The sequence below is a fragment of the Piscinibacter gummiphilus genome, assembly GCF_002116905.1.
Lineage (GTDB): Bacteria > Pseudomonadota > Gammaproteobacteria > Burkholderiales > Burkholderiaceae_C > Rhizobacter > Rhizobacter gummiphilus.
The window spans coordinates 1,186,166-1,205,497 of the sequence record NZ_CP015118.1 but is presented as its reverse complement, the minus strand read 5'-3'; the positions used below and the strand labels follow the sequence as shown (position 1 = coordinate 1,205,497).

The 19,332-nt window shown below is 72.8% G+C and carries 14 protein-coding genes; 6 read left to right on the top strand and 8 right to left on the bottom strand.

Annotated elements, in window-relative coordinates; translation table 11 throughout:
• The first annotated feature begins 35 nt into the window (after window positions 1-35).
• The gene (locus A4W93_RS05425) at window positions 36-806 is read left to right on the top strand and encodes a Crp/Fnr family transcriptional regulator (RefSeq protein WP_085749645.1); all 771 of its coding nucleotides are present in this window, start codon (window positions 36-38) and stop codon (window positions 804-806) included.
• Here the strand turns inward: A4W93_RS05425 and A4W93_RS05420 are convergent, their stop codons facing one another.
• The 4 genes from A4W93_RS05420 to A4W93_RS05405 all read right to left on the bottom strand — a co-directional run bounded on the left by A4W93_RS05420 (window position 807) and on the right by A4W93_RS05405 (window position 6,881).
• Window positions 807-1,817, bottom strand: coding sequence for a TRAP transporter substrate-binding protein (locus A4W93_RS05420; protein ID WP_085749644.1), 1,011 nt, complete (start codon window positions 1,815-1,817; stop codon window positions 807-809).
• Window positions 1,818-1,890: 73 nt separating this feature from the next.
• The gene (locus A4W93_RS30235) at window positions 1,891-2,580 is read right to left on the bottom strand and encodes a LuxR C-terminal-related transcriptional regulator (protein WP_085749643.1); all 690 of its coding nucleotides are present in this window, start codon (window positions 2,578-2,580) and stop codon (window positions 1,891-1,893) included.
• 57 nt (window positions 2,581-2,637) lie between these two features.
• Window positions 2,638-4,062: an ATP-binding protein gene (locus A4W93_RS05410; protein WP_085749642.1), complete on the bottom strand. Its 1,425-nt coding sequence runs from the start codon at window positions 4,060-4,062 to the stop codon at window positions 2,638-2,640.
• On the bottom strand, window positions 4,059-6,881 hold the full coding sequence (locus A4W93_RS05405; RefSeq protein ID WP_085749641.1) for an ATP-binding protein: 2,823 nt from the start codon (window positions 6,879-6,881) through the stop codon (window positions 4,059-4,061). Before A4W93_RS05405 ends, A4W93_RS05410 begins: the two co-directional genes overlap by 4 nt.
• A 281-nt stretch (window positions 6,882-7,162) precedes the next feature.
• Here A4W93_RS05405 and A4W93_RS05400 point away from each other — a divergent pair, with 281 nt between their 5' ends.
• On the top strand, window positions 7,163-9,184 hold the full coding sequence (locus A4W93_RS05400) for a PAS domain-containing protein (RefSeq protein ID WP_085749640.1): 2,022 nt from the start codon (window positions 7,163-7,165) through the stop codon (window positions 9,182-9,184).
• A gap of 13 nt (window positions 9,185-9,197) precedes the next feature.
• Here A4W93_RS05400 and A4W93_RS05395 read toward each other — a convergent pair whose 3' ends face one another.
• The gene (locus A4W93_RS05395) at window positions 9,198-9,557 is read right to left on the bottom strand and encodes a response regulator (RefSeq protein WP_085749639.1); all 360 of its coding nucleotides are present in this window, start codon (window positions 9,555-9,557) and stop codon (window positions 9,198-9,200) included.
• Between the two features lie 159 nt (window positions 9,558-9,716).
• Between A4W93_RS05395 and A4W93_RS05390 the strand changes: the two genes are divergently transcribed.
• Complete coding sequence (locus A4W93_RS05390; protein ID WP_085749638.1) at window positions 9,717-10,493, top strand: response regulator; 777 nt, start codon at window positions 9,717-9,719, stop codon at window positions 10,491-10,493.
• Window positions 10,494-10,502: 9 nt separating this feature from the next.
• Here the strand turns inward: A4W93_RS05390 and A4W93_RS05385 are convergent, their stop codons facing one another.
• The 3 genes from A4W93_RS05385 to A4W93_RS05375 form a co-directional block, all read right to left on the bottom strand.
• Window positions 10,503-10,985 (bottom strand): MarR family winged helix-turn-helix transcriptional regulator, encoded by a 483-nt coding sequence (locus A4W93_RS05385; protein ID WP_085749637.1) that lies wholly within the window; start codon window positions 10,983-10,985, stop codon window positions 10,503-10,505.
• Window positions 10,986-11,017: 32 nt separating this feature from the next.
• Window positions 11,018-13,765 carry an ATP-binding protein gene (locus tag A4W93_RS05380; RefSeq protein WP_085749636.1) on the bottom strand — a complete coding sequence of 916 codons (2,748 nt, stop codon included), beginning with the start codon at window positions 13,763-13,765 and terminating at the stop codon, window positions 11,018-11,020.
• A 93-nt stretch (window positions 13,766-13,858) separates the two neighbouring features.
• Window positions 13,859-14,281 carry an Lrp/AsnC family transcriptional regulator gene (locus A4W93_RS05375; protein ID WP_085749635.1) on the bottom strand — a complete coding sequence of 141 codons (423 nt, stop codon included), beginning with the start codon at window positions 14,279-14,281 and terminating at the stop codon, window positions 13,859-13,861.
• Between the two features lie 135 nt (window positions 14,282-14,416).
• Here A4W93_RS05375 and A4W93_RS05370 point away from each other — a divergent pair, with 135 nt between their 5' ends.
• The 3 genes from A4W93_RS05370 to A4W93_RS05360 all read left to right on the top strand — a co-directional run bounded on the left by A4W93_RS05370 (window position 14,417) and on the right by A4W93_RS05360 (window position 19,332).
• On the top strand, window positions 14,417-15,520 hold the full coding sequence (locus A4W93_RS05370) for an ornithine cyclodeaminase (RefSeq protein ID WP_085749634.1): 1,104 nt from the start codon (window positions 14,417-14,419) through the stop codon (window positions 15,518-15,520).
• Complete coding sequence (locus A4W93_RS05365; protein ID WP_085749633.1) at window positions 15,517-16,284, top strand: TetR/AcrR family transcriptional regulator; 768 nt, start codon at window positions 15,517-15,519, stop codon at window positions 16,282-16,284. The genes A4W93_RS05370 and A4W93_RS05365 overlap by 4 nt, the downstream gene beginning before the upstream one ends.
• A gap of 276 nt (window positions 16,285-16,560) precedes the next feature.
• Window positions 16,561-19,332: a winged helix-turn-helix domain-containing protein gene (locus A4W93_RS05360; protein WP_085749632.1), complete on the top strand. Its 2,772-nt coding sequence runs from the start codon at window positions 16,561-16,563 to the stop codon at window positions 19,330-19,332.

The window sequence follows — 19,332 nt, the reverse complement described above, 5'->3', positions numbered from 1 at the left end:
TTCGCTCCCATGAGTTGTCGATCACGAGGCTTTTCATGACCGTCGCTGCGTGCCTGGCGCCCGAGCCTTCCATCATCCCGTTCCCCACGGCGGCCTCCGACTGGCGCACCCGGCTCACCGCCGAGGAAACCCGGGCGATGGTCGATGCGCCGTGGTTCCGCGGCCTGCCGGCCGAGCTCGGGCAGGCCCTGGTGTCCATCGCCGGCGTGCGGCGCGTGCCGGCCGGCCAGACCATGACCCACGCCCTCGGCAAGGCCGACGAATGGTTCGGCGTGGCACGCGGTGCGGTCAAGCTGTGTTCGGGCACCCGCGCCGGCCGCCAGGTGATCTTCACGCTGGCGGGCCCGGGCGACTGGTTCGGCGACGTGGCCGTGATGGACGGCGAAAGCCTCACCCACGACGCGCAGACCTGCATGACCACCACGCTGCTCGTCGTCAGCAAGCCCGACCTGCTGTCGCTGCTGCGGCGCCAGCCGCTGCTGGGCATCGCGCTCGCGCGCATCAACTGCCAGCGCGCGCAGGAGATGATGGCCATGTTCACCGACGCGGTGTCGCTGTCGCACGAGCAGCGCCTGATCGGCCACCTGCTGACGCTGTCGCGCCGCTTCGGCGTGCCGCGTGGGGACGGCATCCGCATCGCGCTGCAGATGTCCCAGCAGGACCTCGCGAACCTGCTCGGTGCGAGCCGCCAGCGCATCAACGCGCTGCTGAAGAAGCTCGAGCGCCAGCACCTGCTGCGCATCGAACCGTCCGGCGTGGTGATCCTCTCGCCCGAGGGCCTGAAGGCCGAGGCCGCCCTCGCCTGATCAGGCGAGCGTCCCGCCCGCCTGCTCCAGCAGCGTCCAGGTCTCGGACCCGAGCCGCTGCTTCCAGTCGGCATAGAACCCCACGCGGCTGAGCGCCGCGCGGAACGGCGTGGTGTCGGGACGGTTGAAGACCATCCCGGCCTCGATCAGCTGGGTCTCCAGGCGGGCGTTCAGGCGCCGCACGTCGCCGCGCTGCTTCAGCGCCGCCGCGTTCACGTGCGACAGCACCAGCTGGCGCACCTCGTGCGGCAGCGCCGCCCAGGTGCGGCCGTTGGCCAGGAACCAGAAGCCGTCCCACATGTGGTGGGTCATCGCGCAATGGCGCTGCACCTCGTGCAGCCGGGCCATCTGCACCACGGCCAGCGGGTTCTCCTGCCCTTCCACCACGTTCGCGCGCAGCGCGGCGTACACCTCGCCGAAGTTGAGCGAGGTGGGATCGGCGTCGAAGGCGCGGAACATCGAGGTCCACAGCGGCCCCACCGGCACGCGCAGGCGAAGGCCCTTGAGGTCGGCCGGTGTCTCGATCGGACGCGTGGACGTGGTGATCTGGCGGAAGCCGTTGTCCCAGATGTGGTCGAACGCGACGAGGTTGTGGCGGGCGATCTCGGCCCGCACGTGGGCGCCGAGCGCGCCGTCCATCGCCTGCCAGACGCGGTCGTAGTCCTTGAACGCGAAGCCGATGCCGTTGACCGCGGCCGCCGGCACGAGCGTCGACAGGATGGGCCCCGACAGGGTCATGAACTGGATTTCACCGCTGCGCAGCTGCGCGAGCATGTCGACGTCGGACCCCAGCTGCCCGCCCGGGAACACCTGGATCGACACGCGGCCGCGGCTCTCCGACTGGATGGCCGAGACCGCCTCGGCCAGCCGCACGTTGAGCGGGTGGTTGGCGGAGAGGATGTTGCCCGCGGTGAGCCGGATGTCGGTGGCACGGGCCCGGGCGAGCGACGGCGCAGTGGCGCTCAGGCCGAGGCCTCCGGCCTGCAACAGGAACTGGCGACGCGCTGGCATGGACTTCCGTGGTGTCCGGGACGGTGCCGCCCGGCCCTCTCTCGGTGGTGGGTGCTGCGCAGTGTAGTGGTCTTCAACCGGCGATCAAGGCTGGCATTCGTGCGTTTGCCGCAGATGCGCCCCGTCCGGCGGGGTTCGGTGCCGCGGCCGGGTGTTCGGCCAGCAGGCCCCGCTGCAGCGCGATGCTGGCGGCCTCGGTGCGGGACACCGCCCGCAGCTTGGCCATGATCGCCTTCACGTGGGCCTTCACCGTGCCCACCGAGATGCCCAGGTCGATGGCGATGGACTTGTTGCAGCGGCCGGCGACCAGCACCCGCAGCACGTCGCACTCGCGGCCCGTGAGGGCCTCGTGGGACAGGCTGTCGGCCATGCGGATCGCGAGTTCGCTCTCGATGTAGCGGGACCCGGCCGCGACGTGGCGGATGCAGTCGACGAACTGCTGCGTGGTGCAGCCCTGCTGCAGGTAGCCGGCGACACCGGCCTCCATCGCGAGGCGCACGTTCTGCTCGCGGCACCATTCGGTGAGGATCACGACGCGCGGCGTGCGCGTGCGCCGGCCCACCGACTCGCGCCGCGCGCGGGCGGTGCGCTCCAGGCCGTCGTGGTAGTCCGCGATCACGATGTCGGCCCCGGCGCCCTCGCCCTCGTCGAGCGTGGCGTCCACGTCGGACAGGTCACCGAGCACCCGTTCGATGCCGCGCGCCACCAGCGGGTAGGCGTGGGCGATGTGGACCTGGATGCGGGCGGGGGCGAGTCGGTTCATGGCGTTTCCTGTGTCACGTGGGATCGACGTGACTGTGCCGCGCACCCGCCGACGTGGCTATGAGCGAGGTGTGAATTGTTGCGAAGGCCGTCGCGCGAGGCGGTCCACCATGGCGGCGCGTTCGCCGCTGGCATCGAGCTTCGCGGCCGCGTACGCGCGGGTCACCGCGAGCAGCCGGTAGGCCGTGTCGCCCGCGCCCGGCACCGTGCTCAGGAGCGAAACCCCGACGAGCGCGGCCATCGCCTGCGTGACGTCTACTTCGTCGACGCCGTCGAAGGCCGCCACCGCGATCGCGTCGTCGAGCGAGAACACGGACGCGAACACCGCGACGCGGCGCAGCACCGCCTGCTCGCGCGCGCCCAGCCGATCGTGGCTCCAGTCGAGGCTGGCCCGCAGCGACTGCTGCCGGACCTGGCGCGTGCGCCGGCGCCGGTCGAGCAGCGGCATGGGGCCGTCGAGCTGACCCAGCACCCCTCGCACGCCGAGGACGTCCACCGCGGCCGCGGCCATCTCGATGGCGAGCGGCACGCCGTCGAGCCGGCGGCACAGGTCGGCGACCCACGGCGCGTCGCGGTCGGTCAGCGTCCACGCGTCGCGGCTGGCCCGTGCGCGTTCGACGAACAGCTGCACCGCACCCCAGCCGAGCGCGGCTTCGGCCGTGGCCGTGCCGTCCGGCGGCACGTCGAGCGGCGGCAGGCGCACGACCTGCTCACCGGTGACGCGCAACCGCTCGCGCCCCGTGGCCAGCACGGCCAGGTCCGGCGACGCCTCGGCCAGCGCCGCGGCAAGGCCGGCCGCGGCCTCGATGCGGCCGTCGCAGCCGTCGAGCAGCACCAGCATGCGCCGTCCCGCGGCGTCGGCGAGCAGCGCGCGCAGGACCTCGGGATCGGGTTCGACCTGGAAGTCGAGGTACCGCAACCCGTCGGGGAATTCCTCGGCGAGGCCCTCGGCCACCGACAGCGCGAGCGCCGACTTGCCGACGCCCCCGAGCCCCAGCACGGTCACCAGCGGATGCGCCAGCACCTTCGCCCGCAGCGCGGCCGCCGCGGCCTCGCGGCCCAGCGTGGGGGACAGGCGCACGGGCAGCGGCAGCACGGGCCGGCCGGCCTCGGGCGCCACCGCCACGGCCGCGTCGGGCACGGGCGTGTCGTTCAGTTCGCTCACGGCACCCACGAACGAATACCCGCGCCCCGGCACGGTCACGACGAACGAGGCCGCGGGTCCGAGCGCACGCCGGAGCAGGCCGACCTGCACGCGCAGGCTGCTCTCCTCGACGATGGTGCGGGGCCAGACCCGCGCGGTGAGTTCGTCGCGCGCCACGACGTTGCCGGCGCGCTCGACCAGGGCCGAGAGGATGTCGAAGGCCCGTCCGCCGATGGGCACCACCTCGCCGTCGGCGAGCAGCTCGCGGCGTCCCGGAGACAGGCGGAAGCTGCCGAACTGCCAGACGGTGTCGGCGGTGTCGGGGCTCGACGGGGTCATGGCACCGCCACCTCCGCACCGGAGGCCGACAGCAGCCGCTGCGCCGCGCGCCAGTCGGCCGTGCCGAACCCTTCCGTGAACTGCTCGCAGACGGCGGCGAGCAGGTCGCGGCCCCGCGCGGGCTCACCCGCCTCCGCCCACAGCCGCGCGAGGCTCGTGGCCGCGCGCAGCTCCCAGGCGAGCATGCCCTTGCTGCGGGCCAGCGCGAGCGCCTCGCTGACGGCCTCGCGCACGGCGGCCGGGTCCGCGCCGCGGCGCAGCGACTGCATCGCGCTCGCGCGCAGGATCTCCGGCGCGCACCAGCCGACGCAGCCCTCGCGCACGCGCGCCACGCCACGGTCGGTGACCAGCGGCGCCGCGAGCGCGGCCATCAGGTCGGCCTGCTTGTCGGTCTGGGCCGCGAGGCGTTGCGACCAGGCCCCGAAGTCGACGGCCTCGCCCCGCCGCCACGCCAGCACCTGCCGCAGGTGGCGGCCCCACCCGGCCCAGTAGCCGAGCGCATGCCGCTCGGCCTGCTCGACGAGCCGGTCGATGCGGCTGGCCGCCGCATCGAGGTCGCCGCGCCACAGCGCGATGGGCGCGGCACTGAACGCGTAGGCGTGGCACAGCGCATGGGGCAGGTCGTGCTGCGCGCACGCGAGCGGCAGCAGCAGCGACTGCTCGGCCTCGTCGGCCAGGCCTTCGAGCCACAGCGCGCGGGCGTGCAGCGAACCGATCGACACCCGCCGGTCGACCATGATGGTGATGTGCTTGCGCCGGTGTTCCATCGGGGAAACCTCGGCCAGCACGCGCAGCGCGACCTCGTGCACGGGTCCGTCCTCGCCGAGGAAGTGGCTCGCCTGCGCCTGCGCCCGTTCGGCCCAGATGCGCGCGAAGGGATCGTGTTCGGCGGCGGCGTGCACCTGGCGCGCGGCATCGCGCGCGACGCGGTAGTCGGCCGACGAGAAGGCCCGCAGCCAGCGCGACTTGTGCCCCTCGACGATGAGGTCGGGTTCGGTGGACGCGGCCCCGATGGCCTCGGCCCGCTCGAAGGCCTCGGCGAGCGCGGGCGGGCAGCCCTGCGTCTGGCCGAGCAGCGCGCCCCGCCAGCAGTGCAGGCGCTGCTGGACGCGCGCGTCGAGCAGGTGGGCGTGCTGCAGGCAGCGCTCCATGTGCCGCCGCCATTCGTCGGCAAGCCCGAGGTAGTGGGCGAGCGGGTGGCTCGCGAGGATCAGCGACGCCGCGAGCTTCGGATCGCCCCCGGGCGACAGCGCCCAGTCGAGGGCGGCGCGCACGTCGTGGATGGCCCGGCCGTTGGCGTCGGCCCAGGCCGCGCGCGACGGTCCCACGATCTCCTGGCTCGCGGCGCCGAACATCGTCATCCAGTGCTCGGCGTGGCGCCGGCGCACGTCGTGCGCCTCGCCGCCCTGCACCAGCTTCTCGAGCGCGTAGACCCGGGTGGTGTCGAGCAGCCGGTAGCGCACGGTGTCGCTGGCGGTGTCCACCGTCAGCAGCGACTTGGCCGCGAGCGACCCGATGGCATCCACCAGCGCGAAGCCGGGCGTGGTGTCGTGGCCCGCGACGGCCGAGGCCCATTCGACGGTGAACTCGCCGCGGAACACGGCGAGCCGCGACAGCGTGCGTTGCTCGGCGTCCGACAGCGAATCGTGGCTCCAGTCGAGCAGCGCCCGCAGCGTGCGGTGCCGCGGCAACTGGTTGCGCATGCCGTTCGACAGCACGCGGAAGCGGTCGTCGAGCAGGCGCAGCAGCCCGCGGATGCCGAAGGCGTCCACCTGCGCGGCCGCGAGTTCGAGCGCGAACGGCATGCCGTCGAGGCTCGTGCACAGCTCGGCCACGCCGGGTGCGTCGGCGTCGCCGAGCTGGAAGCTGTCGAGGCTGGCGATGGCCCGCTCGACGAACAGCTGCACGGCCGGGTAGCGCATCGCGTCGGCCGCGCTGAGGGCCGCCCCGGCGGGCGGACACGCGAGCGGGGGCAGCCGCTGGACCCATTCGCCGTCGCACTGCAGCGGCTCGCGGCTGGTGGCGATCACGTCGACGCCGGGCGCGGTGTGCAGCAGGGCGACCGCCATCGACGCGGCCGCCTCGAGCAGGTGCTCGCAGCCGTCCAGCACCAGCAGCAGGCGCCGGGTCGCCAGGTGCGCCACGAGTGCCCCGGGGTCGTCGGCCACGGGCGGGGCGAAGTCGACCGCCGCGGCAACGGCGTCCGGCACCAGGCCGGGGTCGGTGACGGTGCAGAGGTCCACGAAGTGCACGCCGTCGGGGTAGCTCGCCTGCAGCTGCTCGGCCGCGGCCAGCGCGACGGTGGTCTTGCCCATGCCGCCCGCGCCGCAGAGCGTGATCAGGCGCTTGTTCGGCAGGTGGTGCACGAGCGAGGCCACGACGTCGCCCCGCCCCACGAGGCGCGCGAGCCGCGCAGGCAGCGGGCGGCGTGCCACGGCCGGTGCCGGCGCCGAAGCCGGGGGCGCCGCGGAGTCGTCGCCGCGGTCGACCAGGCCGACGAAGGTGTAGCCCCGGCCCGCCACGTTGGCGATGTACCGCACCCCGCCCTGCCCATCGCCCAGCACCTTGCGCAACGCGCCGATGTGCACGCGCAGCGTGGTTTCCTCGGCGCCGTCCCCGGGCCACACGAGCGAGATCAGCTCGGCCTTCGAGACCACCTCGCCGGCGCGCTGCAGCAGGCCGGCCAGCAGCCCGAGGGCCCGCCCGCCCAGCCGCACCGGGCGCCCACCTTCCAGCAGCACGCCGCTGGCGGGCAGCAGCGTGAAGGGACCGAAGGTGATGGGGCGTTCGGCAAACGGCGATGCGAGCGGCTGGTTCATTCATTCCCCGGTGGGCGCGGGAGGCGCGGACCCGATCCTCGGTGGGATCTCGTTGCATGTCCCGGGCCAGGGCGAGGCACCCGTCCCGGGACGACGAGGCACTGTGCCGGGAGCGCGTGTCCCGTCCATGAACGGAATCGGTTCCGCCATGACAACGGTTGCAAACGAACGAACGTGCGACGAACGGGTCACGACACCTGTCACACTCGCACCGGCCTGGTTCACGCAGAGGATACCGTGCCCCTGTCCAATCGCCCCTAGACCGAGTCCGGGATTCGCACATGCCCCCCACCGCCCACCCCGACGCCGCCCTCGCGGAAGCCCTCGCGCGCTGCGAAGCGCTGACGCGCGAGAACGACCGCCTGCGCAGGAGCGAGACCCGCTTCCGCCACATGGCGGACGCCACGCCCGATGTCGTGTGGATGACCGAGGTGCAGCCCGAGCGCGTGATCTACGCGAGCCCGAGCTTCGAGCAGATCTGGGGCCGCCCCGTCGCGGACCTGTACGAGGACGCCCACCTGTGGGTCGCCTGCATCCACCCCGAGGACCGGCCCCGCATCGGCAGCGAGTTCGGCCGGTGGCTCGCCGGCGCCCGGGCCGACGACCGCTGGGAGGCCGAGTTCCGCATCGTCCAGCCGGACGGCACGGTGCGCTGGATCCACGAGCGCGGCTTCATGATCCCGGCCCAGGGCGGCGAGCCGGCCCGGGTGAGCGGCGTGTCCACCGACATCACCGAGCGGCGCCTGGCCGAACTGGCGCTGCGCGCGTCCGAGGAACGCTTCGCGCTGGCCGTGGCCGGCAGCAACGACGGCATCTGGGACTGGGACATCGCCACGGGCCAGATGTTCATGTCCGAACGCGCCCAGCGCATCTTCGGCCTCGCGATGCCGGGCATCACCACGCGCCCGCGCGCCGAGTGGCGGGCGATGATCAAGATCCACCCCGACGACGTGGAGTCGCAGCTCGGGATGATCGAGAACTACGTGCTCGGGAAGGCCCCCGCGTACGACGGCGAATGGCGCATGCGCCACCCCGACGGCTCGCACCGCTGGGTGCGCATCCGCGGCACCTGCGTGCGCGACATGGCCGGCCGAGCCACGCGGCTGGCCGGTTCCGTGAGCGACGTCGACGCCCGCAAGCGTGCGGAAGAAGCGCTGCAGCAGAGCCAGCGCCTCGAGGCGCTGGGCACGCTCGCCGGCGGCATCGCGCACGATTTCAACAACATCCTCGGCGCCATCCTCGGCTTCGGCGAGATGATGATGCGCAACACCCGGCCCGAGAGCCGCATGCGACGCGACCTCGGCTTCGTGCTGGCCGCGGGCGAACGCGGCCGCGCGCTGGTCGAGCGCATCCTCGCGTTCAGCCGCACCGGCGCGGCCGAGCGGGTGCCGGTGGGCATCGAGAGCGTCGTGCGCGAGGTGCTGAACCTGCTGTCGGCCACGCTGCCCGAGGGCATGAAGGTGGTGCCGCGGCTGGAGGCGGGCGACGCGGCGGCGGTGGGCGATTCCACCCAGGTGCACCAGGTGGTGGTGAACCTCGTCACCAATGCCGTCCAGGCGATGCCCGCGGGCGGCACGGTGCAGGTGGCGCTCGAGGCGGTGTCGCTGCCCGTGCAGCGCCTCGTCACCACCGGCCCGCTCGCGGCCGGCGACTACGTGGTGCTCACCGTCACGGACACCGGCATCGGCATCCCGTCCAGCATGGTCGCGCGCATCTTCGACCCGTTCTTCACGACGAAGGAACCGGGCGCCGGCACCGGCCTCGGCCTCTCGCTGGTGCACGGCATCGTCACCGAGATGGGCGGCGCCATCGACGTCGCCACGTCGGTGCAGACCGGCAGCACGTTCACCGTGTGGCTCCCGCGGTCGGCCGACACCGCCGGCGCGGCGGCGAACCCGGGGGCGGCCCTGCCCCGCGGCCGGCGCGAGCGCATCCTCGTGGTCGACGACGAGGAGGCCCTCGTGCAACTCACCACCGACACCCTCGCCGGCCTCGGCTACCAGCCGGTGGGCTTCACGTCGAGCGCCGACGCGCTCTCGGCCTTCGAAGCCGACCCGGAGCGCTTCGACGCGGTCATCACCGACGAGCGCATGCCCCACGTGACCGGCACCTCGCTGATGGCCTCGGTGCGCGCCCGCCGGGCCGACGTGCCCGTGCTGCTGGTCACCGGCTACCCCGCCGGCACGGTCACGCGGCGCGCCCAGGCCGGTGGGGCGGCCGCCGTGCTCGGCAAGCCGCTGTCGGCGCGCGACCTCGCCACGGCGCTGGCGCGTTCGCTCGGGCGGGACACCCCCGCGGCCTGACCGGGTCAGCCGCTCAGCCGAGGCACTCGGCCACCGCCGCGAGAAGCGCCGCCCGGTCGTAGGGCTTGGCCAGCACCGCGCGCACGCCGAAGCGTTGCGCGAGGCTGGTGGCATCGGCCGGATCCGGGAAGAAGCGCGCCGAGGTCAGCAGCAGCGGCGCCGCATGGCCCGCCTGGAGCGTCCGCACCTCCGCCGTGGCGGTGCGCGGGTTGTCCACGCTCGCGATCACGAGGTCGAACGGGCCGTCCGGCAGGGGATCGGCAGGGGAAAGGCACACCACCCGGTGGCCGGCCTCGGCCAGCCAGCGCTCGAGGAGCGCCCGGATGAGGTCGTCGCGTTCGGCGACGGCAATGGTGGTCAGAGCAACGGGCACGGCGGTATCGAAGTCTCGGCAAGACCCGCCCGGGGGGCCTCCACACGTCGCTCATTGAACCGCTGCGAGGGCCCACGATTGATGTCACCAGGACATACTCATGTGACATCGGTTACAAAGCAGGCCTTGGACGTAAACGGTACAGTCCCGTACCCCGGCATGAAAACGAATTCAGAAGGATTTTCTCCACACCCGGACGGCGGCTCGCCCGCCGGGCTGCCGCATGTGCTGGCGGTGGACGACGACGTGTCGATCCGCCAGCTGATCTCCGTGTACCTCAGCGACTTCGACCTCCGTGTGACCGCGGTCGCAAGCGGCCGGGAAATGCTGCAGGTGATCGAGCACGGCCCCGTCGACGTGGTGCTGCTCGACCTGCGCCTGCCCGGCGAGGACGGCCTGCAGCTGGCCCGCGCGCTGCGCGAGCGCTCGAAGGTGCCCATCATCATCCTGACCGGCCGGAAGGACGAGGCCGACCGGGTCATGGGCCTCGAGCTGGGCGCCGACGACTACGTGACGAAGCCCTTCTCGCCCCGCGAGCTGCTGGCCCGCATCCGCGCCGTGCTGCGCCGCCAGCGCATGCACGAGACGGTGGCCGACACCATGGCCGGCGTGCGCGCCTACCGCTTCGCCGGCTGGGAGCTGAACGTGCGCCTGCGCCGCCTCACCGCCCCGGGCGGCGAGGAGGTGCCGCTGCGCAACGGCGAATGCAACCTGCTGCTGGCGTTCCTCGCCGCGCCCCAGCGCGTGCTGGGCCGCGACCAGCTGATCGGACTCTCGCGCCTGCACACCGACGAGGTCTACGACCGCACGATCGACGTGCAGGTGGGCCGGCTGCGCAAGAAGATCGAGGTGGATCCGCGGGCGCCGCGGTTCATCCTCACGGAGCGGGGGGTGGGGTATCTGTTCGACAGCACCGTCGAGGTGGTGCACGGTTGAAGGCGTCGCTCAGGAGCGCATCGCCTCGCCGTTCAGGATCATCCGCTTCAGCAGCCCCTTCAACTCGGTCCACTCCTCCCGGCTGAAGCCCGCGAGCCGCGCGTTCATCACCTCGCTCAGCACCTCCGGGATGTGCGACGCCACCTCGCGGCCCTCGGGCGTGAGTTCGACGTTCACCACCCGCCGGTCCACCTCGGAGCGCACGCGGCGGCACAGGCCCTTGGCCTCCAGCCGGTCGAGCAGCCGCGTGGTGGCGCCCGGGTCGGTCAGGTGTTCGCGGGCGAGTTCGGCGACGGTGGACGCGCGCCCGGTGTAGAGCAGCATCAGCGGCGTCCACTGCGCGTACGTGAGCCCGATGGGGTCGAGGCGTTCGCCGATCTCGTCGATCATGCCCTGCATCACCCGGCGCAGCAGGTGGCCCACGCTGTTCTCTGGCGTGTAGGTGGCACCCTCGTAGAACGGCGCGGGCGGCGGGGATTCGGACTCGCTCATCCGCCCGAATCTACTACGGGCGCACGGAGGACTCAGCGTTGCAGGGCCCGGGCGGCCGCCGCGTCGGGGCCATCGGCCGCCACGGCCAGCGCCGCGTCCAGCAACGGGCGGGCCTCGCCGCCGCGCCCGGTCGCCTGCAGCACCCGGCCGAGGCTGGTGGCGGCGCGCAACGCCCAGGCCGGCGCCGACTGCGCCAGCGCGCGCGCATGGGCGCGCCGGAGCCAGGTTTCCGCACCGGCCGCGGCCTGGTCACCGCCGGCCCGCCACACGGCCTCCCCCTGGGCCCGGAACACCTCGGGCGCGGCCCAGCCGGACACACCGACCTCGGCCCGCACCAGCACCTCGGGATCGGCCACCCGTCCGACCAGCGTGGCGAACAGGTCGACCAGCTTGCGCCCCGTGGGCGACGGCGCGGCAGGGCCCCCGTCCCGCTCGGCCAGCACGGACTCGAACACGCCGGCCCACTCCCCCCAGTACCGCAACTGATGGCGCCGGGCATGGGCCGCCATGCGCGCCACGTGCCGCCGCGCAGCCTCGTCGTGACCTTGCCAGATCGCGATGGGCACCACCGCCAGGCCCAGCACCTGGCACAGCGCGTAGGCGCGGTCCGATTCGGCGAAGGCCAGCGCCTCGTCCGCGAGCCTGGCGGCGCCCTCGGCATCGCCTTCGAGCCACCGGATGCGCGCGAGCACCACGCGCATCGAACTGCGCACGTCGACCGGCGCGGGCGACAGCGCGAGCGGGTAGGTGCGGTCGGCCTGCATCAGCACCCGTTCGGCATGGTGCCGCGCGGCCGCGTGGTCGCCCAGGAAGTGGTGGGCCTGGGCCAGCATGCGGTCAGCGATGAACGCGCCGAGGTCGTCGCCGGCCGCGGTGCTGTTGTCCATCAGTTCCCGCGCGAAGCGGAGCGCATCGGGGTATTCGCCGCGGCCGAAGGCGCCGAGCCACCGGCCCATCAGCGGGCTGCGGCGGTGCTCCAGGCTGCCCATCTCGTCGGCGACCTGCAGGGCCCGCGTGAAGGCCGCGGCCACGCGGTCGTGGGCGCCGTTCGTCTGCTGGGTGAAGTCGGCGAAGGTCGACTGCAGGCGCAGCTCCAGCGCCGGCTCGACGGGATGGAGGCCCGGCATCGCCCGCAGCGCGAGTTCGGCCCGGTCCCGGAACTCCGCGAGCAGGCCCAGCTGGTCGGCGAGCCCCATCGCGTCGGCGGTGAGCTCGAGGCCGAGCCGGGCATCACCGTCCGGCTGGAACGACCCGTCGATCGCGGCCCGCACGTCGTCGATCAGGCGGCCATGCACGGCGCGCCAGGCATCGCGCGGCATCACCGTCCAGTCGCGTTCGCCTTCGCGCAGCCGGCGCAGGCAGTGCTCGGCATGGCGGCGGAACGCCTCCGGCGCATCGCCCGAGGCGGCGAGCTTCTCCGAGGCGAACGCGCGTGTGGTCTCGAAGAGGCGGTAGTGCACGGTGTCGCCGCGCGGTTCGATCGACAGCAGCGACTTGGCCGCGAGGTCCGCCACGTGCTCCAGCGCGGCCGGGAACGACACGGGCTCGCACGCCACCACCGCGGCGCCGTCCTCGTGCGAGAACTCGCCGCGGAACACCGCGAGGCGCTGGAAGGCCACCTGCTCCCCGGGGGAGAGCCGCGTGAAGCTCCAGTCGATGGCCGCCTGCAGCGTGCGGTGGCGGTGCCCGGGACCCGCGCCGTCGCGCGCCACGGTGAGCTGGCGTTCGGCGAGCTGCCGCGACAGTTCGGCCACGCCCAGGTGTTCCACGTGCGCGGCGGCCAGCTCGATCGCGAGCGGGATGCCGTCGAGCCGGCGGCACAGGTCGGCGACCCGCGGCGCATCGTCGTCGGTGAGCCCGCGCCCGCCGAGGGCCCCGCCCGCCCGTTCGACGAACAGCTGCACCGCGGGAGACTGGAGCGCCTCGCGGGCCGTCAGCCCACCGGTGGCGGACGGCAGGTCCATCGGCATGACCCGCAGCTGCCATTCGCCCTGCGCATGCAGCGGCTCGCGGCTCGTCGCCAGCACCCGCACGCGGGAGAGCCCGGTCAGCAGCGCCTCGGCGAGCGCCGCCGCGGCGTCGATCACGTGTTCGCAGTTGTCGAGCACGACCAGCAGGTCGCGCCCCTCCAGCAGTGCGACGAGGCCGCGCACCGGGTCGCCCGACGGCGTGGGCACGCCGAGCGCCGCGGCAAGGGCGCCGGGCACGAGGCGCTCCTCGGCGACAGGGGCGAGGTCGACCACACACACGCCGCCGGCGAAGCCCGGCCCCACGCGGTCGGCCACCGCCAGCGCGACGGAGGTCTTGCCGATGCCACCCGGCCCCAGGAGCGTGACGAAACGCCGTTCGGCGAGGCGGGCACAGGCATCGCCCACCAGCGCCTCGCGGCCGATCAGGCGCGCCACCCGCTTCATGTCAGGCACGGCCGGTTCCATCACGAAGCGGTAGCCCGCCCCGGCCGGCTCGAACAGCGGACGCGCACGGCGGAAAATGCGGTTGAGCACCTCCACGTGGTCGGCGAGGTGGGCCTGCGCGGGCGGCACGCCGGGCCACAGGCGCGCGATCAGGTCCGCTTCGGTGAACAGGGTGTCGGGCGACTCGGCGAACAGCACGAGCAGGTCGAAGGTGCGGCGGCCGAGCCGCACCGGCACGTCGCCATCGAGCAGCAGCCGCTGCGCGGGGAACAGCCGGAAGGGCCCGAACGCGAGGCAGCGCGCACGCGCGGCCGCCCGGTCGTTCGCCGGGGCCGTGGTGTCAGCAGCGTCTTCCCGTGCAGGCAAGCGGTCCGTTCCTTTCCGCGCCCGCGGGCGCACGCGGGGCATTGTGACGGGTTCCCGGGTCCGCCGCCTTGCGGTGGCGCAATGGCCGACGAGTCACAGCTTGTGCGTGGAGAGCAGCAGGCTCGTCTCGGTGCTGGAGATGCCATCGACCCGCCGCAGCCGGCTCAGGATGCGGTCGAACTCCTCCAGCGAATCGGCCCGCAGTTCCGCGATGATGTCCCAACGCCCGTTGGTGGTGTGCAGCGCCTCCACCGACGGATCGCCCCGCAGCGCCCGGATCACCTCGTCGGCCACGTTGCCCTCCACCGCGATGGTCATCAGCGCGCGCATGCGGTGCTCTTCGGTCTGCGGCCTCAAGCGCACCGTGTAGCCCACGATGGTGCCGTTGCGTTCCAGCTTCGCGATGCGGTTGAGCGCCGTGCCCCGCGCCACCTTCAGCCGGCGCGCGATCTCCACCAGCGGCATGCGGGCGTTGCCTCGCAGCAGCGCGACGAGTTCGCGGTCGATGTCGTCCATGGTCACCCCCTCGCTTGAGCAGAACGTTCGATGGGTCAGGTCGATGTGTTCAGGAAGTCTAGCCATTCGTACAGCTTGCGGGCTGGAAAGTGACAGCACCCCTGTACAGAATGAGGTCAACCGCAGGAGCTTCACGTGGTCGACTACATCGGCGTTTCCGACATCCGCAACATCCTTCGCGACCGGGGCGTCGCACCCCTGATCGCCGCCATCACCGACCAGATCGAGGACGACTACCGCCGGTGGCACGCGTTCGAGAAGGACGCCCGCATCGCCAGCCACTCCGCGGTGGGCGTGATCGAGCTGATGCCCATCTCCGACGGGAAGCACTATGCGTTCAAGTACGTGAACGGGCACCCCGCGAACACCGCCGCCGGGCTCCTCACCGTCACCGCGTTCGGCGTGCTCGCCGACGTGGCCACCGGCTACCCGGTGCTGCTGTCCGAACTCACCATCGTGACCGCGCTGCGCACCGCGGCGATGTCGGTGCTGGCGGCCCTGCGCATGGCCCGGCCCGGGTCGCACACCCTCGCGCTCATCGGCAACGGCGCGCAGAGCGAGTTCCAGGCCATCGCGTTCGCCGACCGCTTCCCGCTGCGGGAGATCCGCCTGTTCGACGTCGACCCGCGCGCCACCGACAAGCTCGAACGCAACCTGCGCCGCCACCCGGCCACGGCCGGGCTCGTGGTGCGCCGCATGGCGAACGTGGCCGAGGCCGTCGGGGGAGCCGACATCGTCACCACGATCACCGCCGACAAGCGCAACGCGCTGATCCTGCTGCCTTCGATGATCGAACCGGGCATGCACCTGAACGCCGTGGGCGGCGACTGCCCCGGCAAGACCGAGCTGCACCCCGACATCCTGCGCCGCGCCGATGCGCACGTGGTGGTGGAACTCGAGGCGCAGTCGCGCATCGAGGGTGAACTGCAGCAGATGCCCGCGGACTTCGCCGTCACCGAGTTCGAGCAGATCGCACGCGGCCTCGTGCCGGGGCGCCGCGGCGACCGCGACGTCACCATCTTCGACTCGGTCGGCTTCGCGCTGGAGGACTACGCCGCGCTGCGCGTGCTGCACCGCCTGGTGCGCGAGCGGCCCAGCTATGCCAGCCGCATCGACCTCGTGCCCGACCTCGACGATCCGAAGGACCTCTTCGGTGCCGCGGTCGATCTTCCCGATGCTCAGGACCGTGCCGCTGTTAAGCTCCGCGGACGCACACGCATCGGGGCCTTGAACACATGAGCAGACGGCGGGGGGAGTCCGACGACATCGTTCCGGAACGCCAGCCGAGCGCCGTTCACGCGCTGCTGCGCCCCGACTTCGGCACCACCGCCGTGCCCACCCGCCTGCCCCGCGGCAACGGGCGCCTGCCGCCCGACGTGGCCGAGGCCTCGCAGCGTGCGCGCCTGATGAACGCGGTGGCATACGTGGTCGCCGAGAAGGGGTACGCCGCCACGTCGGTGTCCGACCTCACCTCGCACGCCGGCATCTCGCGCACCACGTTCTACCAGATGCACAAGGACAAGGAAGACTGCTTCCTGTACTGCTTCGACCAGTGCTCGCGTGCCCACCTCGCCGCCATGCTGCAGGCGGCCGAGGAGGCGACCACGCTGCCGCAGCGGCTGTGGGACCTGCTCGCCACGCACCTGAACATCGCCGACACCAACCCCTGGTTCGCCCGCACCTTCATCGTCGAGGCGCAGGTCGCCACACCCGCCTCGCAGGCAGGATCGGAGCGGGCCCGCGAGACCCTGACCCGCTGGCTCGAGGCCTGGTTCGCCGAGGTGCGCGCGCAGTACCCCACGGTGCCCGCGCGGCACGACCTCGACTTCACGCTCGTGCAGGAGGCCGTCTCCGGCCACGTCGTCTCGTGCATCCGGCACGGGCGGCCGCTCTCGCCGATGTCCGCGGCGATGACCCGCTTCGTGTTCGACGCGCTGGGCCTGCACGGCTGGGCCGCGCACGTCGCCCGGGCCGAAGGCGGCTTCGGCACGCCCCTCGCCTGACACGGTTCTGTCTCAGGGAACCTACTGAGGTTCCGAAATAAACCCCGGCGTACATTTCGCGGGCCGGCGGTGCATCCACAGGGTTCCGCCGGCGCGCCTTCCGGTGATGGGTCACCTGCCATCCCTCGGTCGGGCGTCGATGGCGAACGCGCCGCCCTCCTCCACCTCGACGTGGAGCCGTCCCCGCGCCAGGCGGGGCCAGGACAACGGGCGGACCGGGGAGGGTCACACGACCGCGCGGGGCTCCAACGCGCGGTCCGGGACAGGACGATCGACATGAACGCGCCACTGAAGAAGCCGCTGCCGCTGCAGCTCCGGCCCACCTCGCCGACTTCGAACCCGGCCTTGCTGCTGCCGCGCGGCCACCTCGTCGGCGCGAAGCTGAAACCACCGCAGACGGCCGCCGCGCTGGTCGACCGCCCCGCGCTGCTGCAGGCCATCGACGACGCCACCGCGAAGCAGCTGCTGGTCGTCACGGCCCAGATCGGCTCGGGCAAGACCACGCTGCTGAGCCAGTGGCGACGGCACGTCGCGCAGCGCCCGGTCGCCTGGTTCACGATCGACGAACACGACAACCACCCACGCCGCTTCTTCTCGTACCTGGTGGCCGCGGTGCGCGAGGCCATTCCCGGCTTCGAGGGCTACGTCACCGGCGCGCTGCAGGATGCCGTCGACTTCCAGACCCACCACATGGCGGCGGTCTTTCTGGAAAGCCTCGGCCGCATCGGGCAGGACCTGGTGGTGGTGCTCGACGACTTCCAGTGGATCACCGACCCCGAGGTCGTGCGGGCCCTGCACGCGCTGCTGCGGCACGCCCCGCCGAACGTGCGCTGGATCGTCGCGAGCCGCTGCGTGCCCGAACTGCCGCTGAGCGAGTTCAAGCTGCGCGACCAGCTCACGCAGCTCGGCACGCGCGACCTGAACTTCCAGGCCGACCAGATCGCCGACCTCAGCGAGCGGCTCCACGACCGCGCGCTCGCGCCGGACGATGCCGAGGAGATCCGGCACTGCACCGAAGGCTGGGTGGCCGGCGTCAAGCTGGCGCTGCTGACGGCGGACGACCGCCCCCGCATCGGCGACGCGGTGCGCCGCTTCGACGGCTCCCACGAGGCCGTGGCCCGCTACCTCGCCGAAACGGTGCTGCAGGGCCAGCCCGACGACCTGCGCGAGTTCCTCGTCGTGAGCTCGGTCGTCGACAAGATGTGCTCCGGACTGTGCAACGCGCTGCTCGGCACGTCGAACGGCCAGGCCGTGCTGGAGCACCTCGAGCGGTCGCAGCTGTTCCTGCACTCGCTGGATCCGCACCGCCGCCACTACCGCTACCACCTGCTGTTCCAGGAATTCCTGCGCGGCGTGCTGCAGCGCGACCACGCCGACCGCATCCCGTCGCTGCACCGCGCCGCCAGCGCCTGGTACGTGCAGAACGACCTGCCGCACGAGGCCCTCACCCACGCCTTCGCGTCGGGCGACCGCGCCTGGTGCGTCGACGTGGCGGGCCGCTGTGCGCTGCACTGGCTCAAGCAGGGCGAGACCCCCGAGATCCTGCGCTGGGCCGGCATGCTCTCGCTCGCCGAGATCCTGACCCACGGCGACCTGACCTGCGCCTGGATCATGAGCCTGATCCTCGCGCGCCGGTTCGGCGACGCGGCGGCGGCGCTCGAGCAGGCGCAGCAGCGCATGGCCCGCGTGCGCCTGCTGGCCACCGGCACGCCGCGCGCGACCCTCGCGGCGCGCCTCCAGGTGCTCGACCTGATGCTGCATGCCGAGACCGTGGGCGGGCCGCGCCTCGACGAGGGCGAACTGATGCCCGACGGCGACGCCGACTTCTTCGCCGGGCTGCTGATGGCCGCGCAGACCGCGCACCTGCTGTGCGTGAACGAGTTCGACGCGATGCGCCGCGTGGCCATCCGCGCGAGCGCGGTCGGCCGCGCCTGCGGCAGCCCGTACCTCACGAGCCACTGCGAGACGCTGATCGGCATCGCCGACTTCATGCAAGGGCGCCTCGCCGACGCGGCCACCATCTGCGAACGCAACCACGAGGCGCACCGCCGGTTCCACCGCAGCCCCGCGTGGGTGAACGCCGCGCTCGGCTACGCCTGCACGCTGTACGAGAAGAACAAGCTCGACGACGCGCAGGCGCTGCTGACCGAGGTACTGCCCTTCGTGTCGGCCGCGTCCATCCTGCGCAACTTCGTGCTGGCCTACGCGCTGCTCGCGCGGCTCAAGGGCCTGCAGCAGCGCCACGGCGAGGCCTTCCGGCTGCTCGACTACGCCCACAGCGTGATCGAACGTGACGGCCACCCGCGCTTCAAGGCCCAGATCTGCTTCGAGAAGATCCGCCTGCACATCGAGTGTGGCGACGGCGCGGGCGCACTGGCCACCGCGATGGCGTTTTCGCTGCCCGAACGCGCGCAGCGGGGCGAATGGGCCCGCATGCGCGAGTACGAGGAGGAATGGGCACGCAGCGGTGCGGCACTCGCGCTGCTCTGGCTGCACGAGCAGCGCCACGCCGAAGCCCGCGCGCTGCTGCAGGTGCTGCGCGACAGCGCCGAGAAGGCCGGGCGGGTCAGCCGGCAGGTCTCGGCCGAGGTCACGATCGCGATGTGCCATTGGTCCGAGGGCCGGCCCGAGGCGGCCTTCTCCGCGCTGAACCGCTGCGTGGTGCCCACCCGCCAGTTCGTGTTCGCCCGCACGGCCTTCGACGAGACGCCGGCCGTGTCGACGCTGCTCGCCGCGGCCATCGGCGCTGGCCGGCTGCGGTTCATCCCGCCGTCGAGCTACTTCAAGCCGTACACGCAGGGGGCGCAGCCGGCGGCGGCCGCCCCGTCGTCCCCCACCCCGGCCCCGCCCACCGAACCGCTCACCGACCGCGAGCTGCAGATCCTCGGCCTCGTGTCGAAGGGCCTGTGCAACAAGACGATCAGCGCGACGTCCCGCATCGCGCTGAACACGATCAAGTGGCACCTGCGCAACGCCTTCACGAAGCTCGATGTCCACAGCCGCACCGGCGCCGTGGCGCGGGCCCGCGAGCTGCACCTGATCGACTGA

Bases quoted from the DNA above. Each gene is read 5' to 3' on its own strand.
- A4W93_RS05425 (WP_085749645.1), top strand. From the start codon at position 36: ATGACCGTCGCTGCGTGCCTGGCGCCCGAGCCTTCCATCATCCCGTTC.
- A4W93_RS05420 (WP_085749644.1), bottom strand. From the start codon at position 1,817: ATGCCAGCGCGTCGCCAGTTCCTGTTGCAGGCCGGAGGCCTCGGCCTG.
- A4W93_RS30235 (WP_085749643.1), bottom strand. From the start codon at position 2,580: ATGAACCGACTCGCCCCCGCCCGCATCCAGGTCCACATCGCCCACGCC.
- A4W93_RS05410 (WP_085749642.1), bottom strand. From the start codon at position 4,062: ATGACCCCGTCGAGCCCCGACACCGCCGACACCGTCTGGCAGTTCGGC.
- A4W93_RS05405 (WP_085749641.1), bottom strand. From the start codon at position 6,881: ATGAACCAGCCGCTCGCATCGCCGTTTGCCGAACGCCCCATCACCTTC.
- A4W93_RS05400 (WP_085749640.1), top strand. From the start codon at position 7,163: ATGCCCCCCACCGCCCACCCCGACGCCGCCCTCGCGGAAGCCCTCGCG.
- A4W93_RS05390 (WP_085749638.1), top strand. From the start codon at position 9,717: ATGAAAACGAATTCAGAAGGATTTTCTCCACACCCGGACGGCGGCTCG.
- A4W93_RS05385 (WP_085749637.1), bottom strand. From the start codon at position 10,985: ATGAGCGAGTCCGAATCCCCGCCGCCCGCGCCGTTCTACGAGGGTGCC.
- A4W93_RS05375 (WP_085749635.1), bottom strand. From the start codon at position 14,281: ATGGACGACATCGACCGCGAACTCGTCGCGCTGCTGCGAGGCAACGCC.
- A4W93_RS05365 (WP_085749633.1), top strand. From the start codon at position 15,517: ATGAGCAGACGGCGGGGGGAGTCCGACGACATCGTTCCGGAACGCCAG.
- A4W93_RS05360 (WP_085749632.1), top strand. From the start codon at position 16,561: ATGAACGCGCCACTGAAGAAGCCGCTGCCGCTGCAGCTCCGGCCCACC.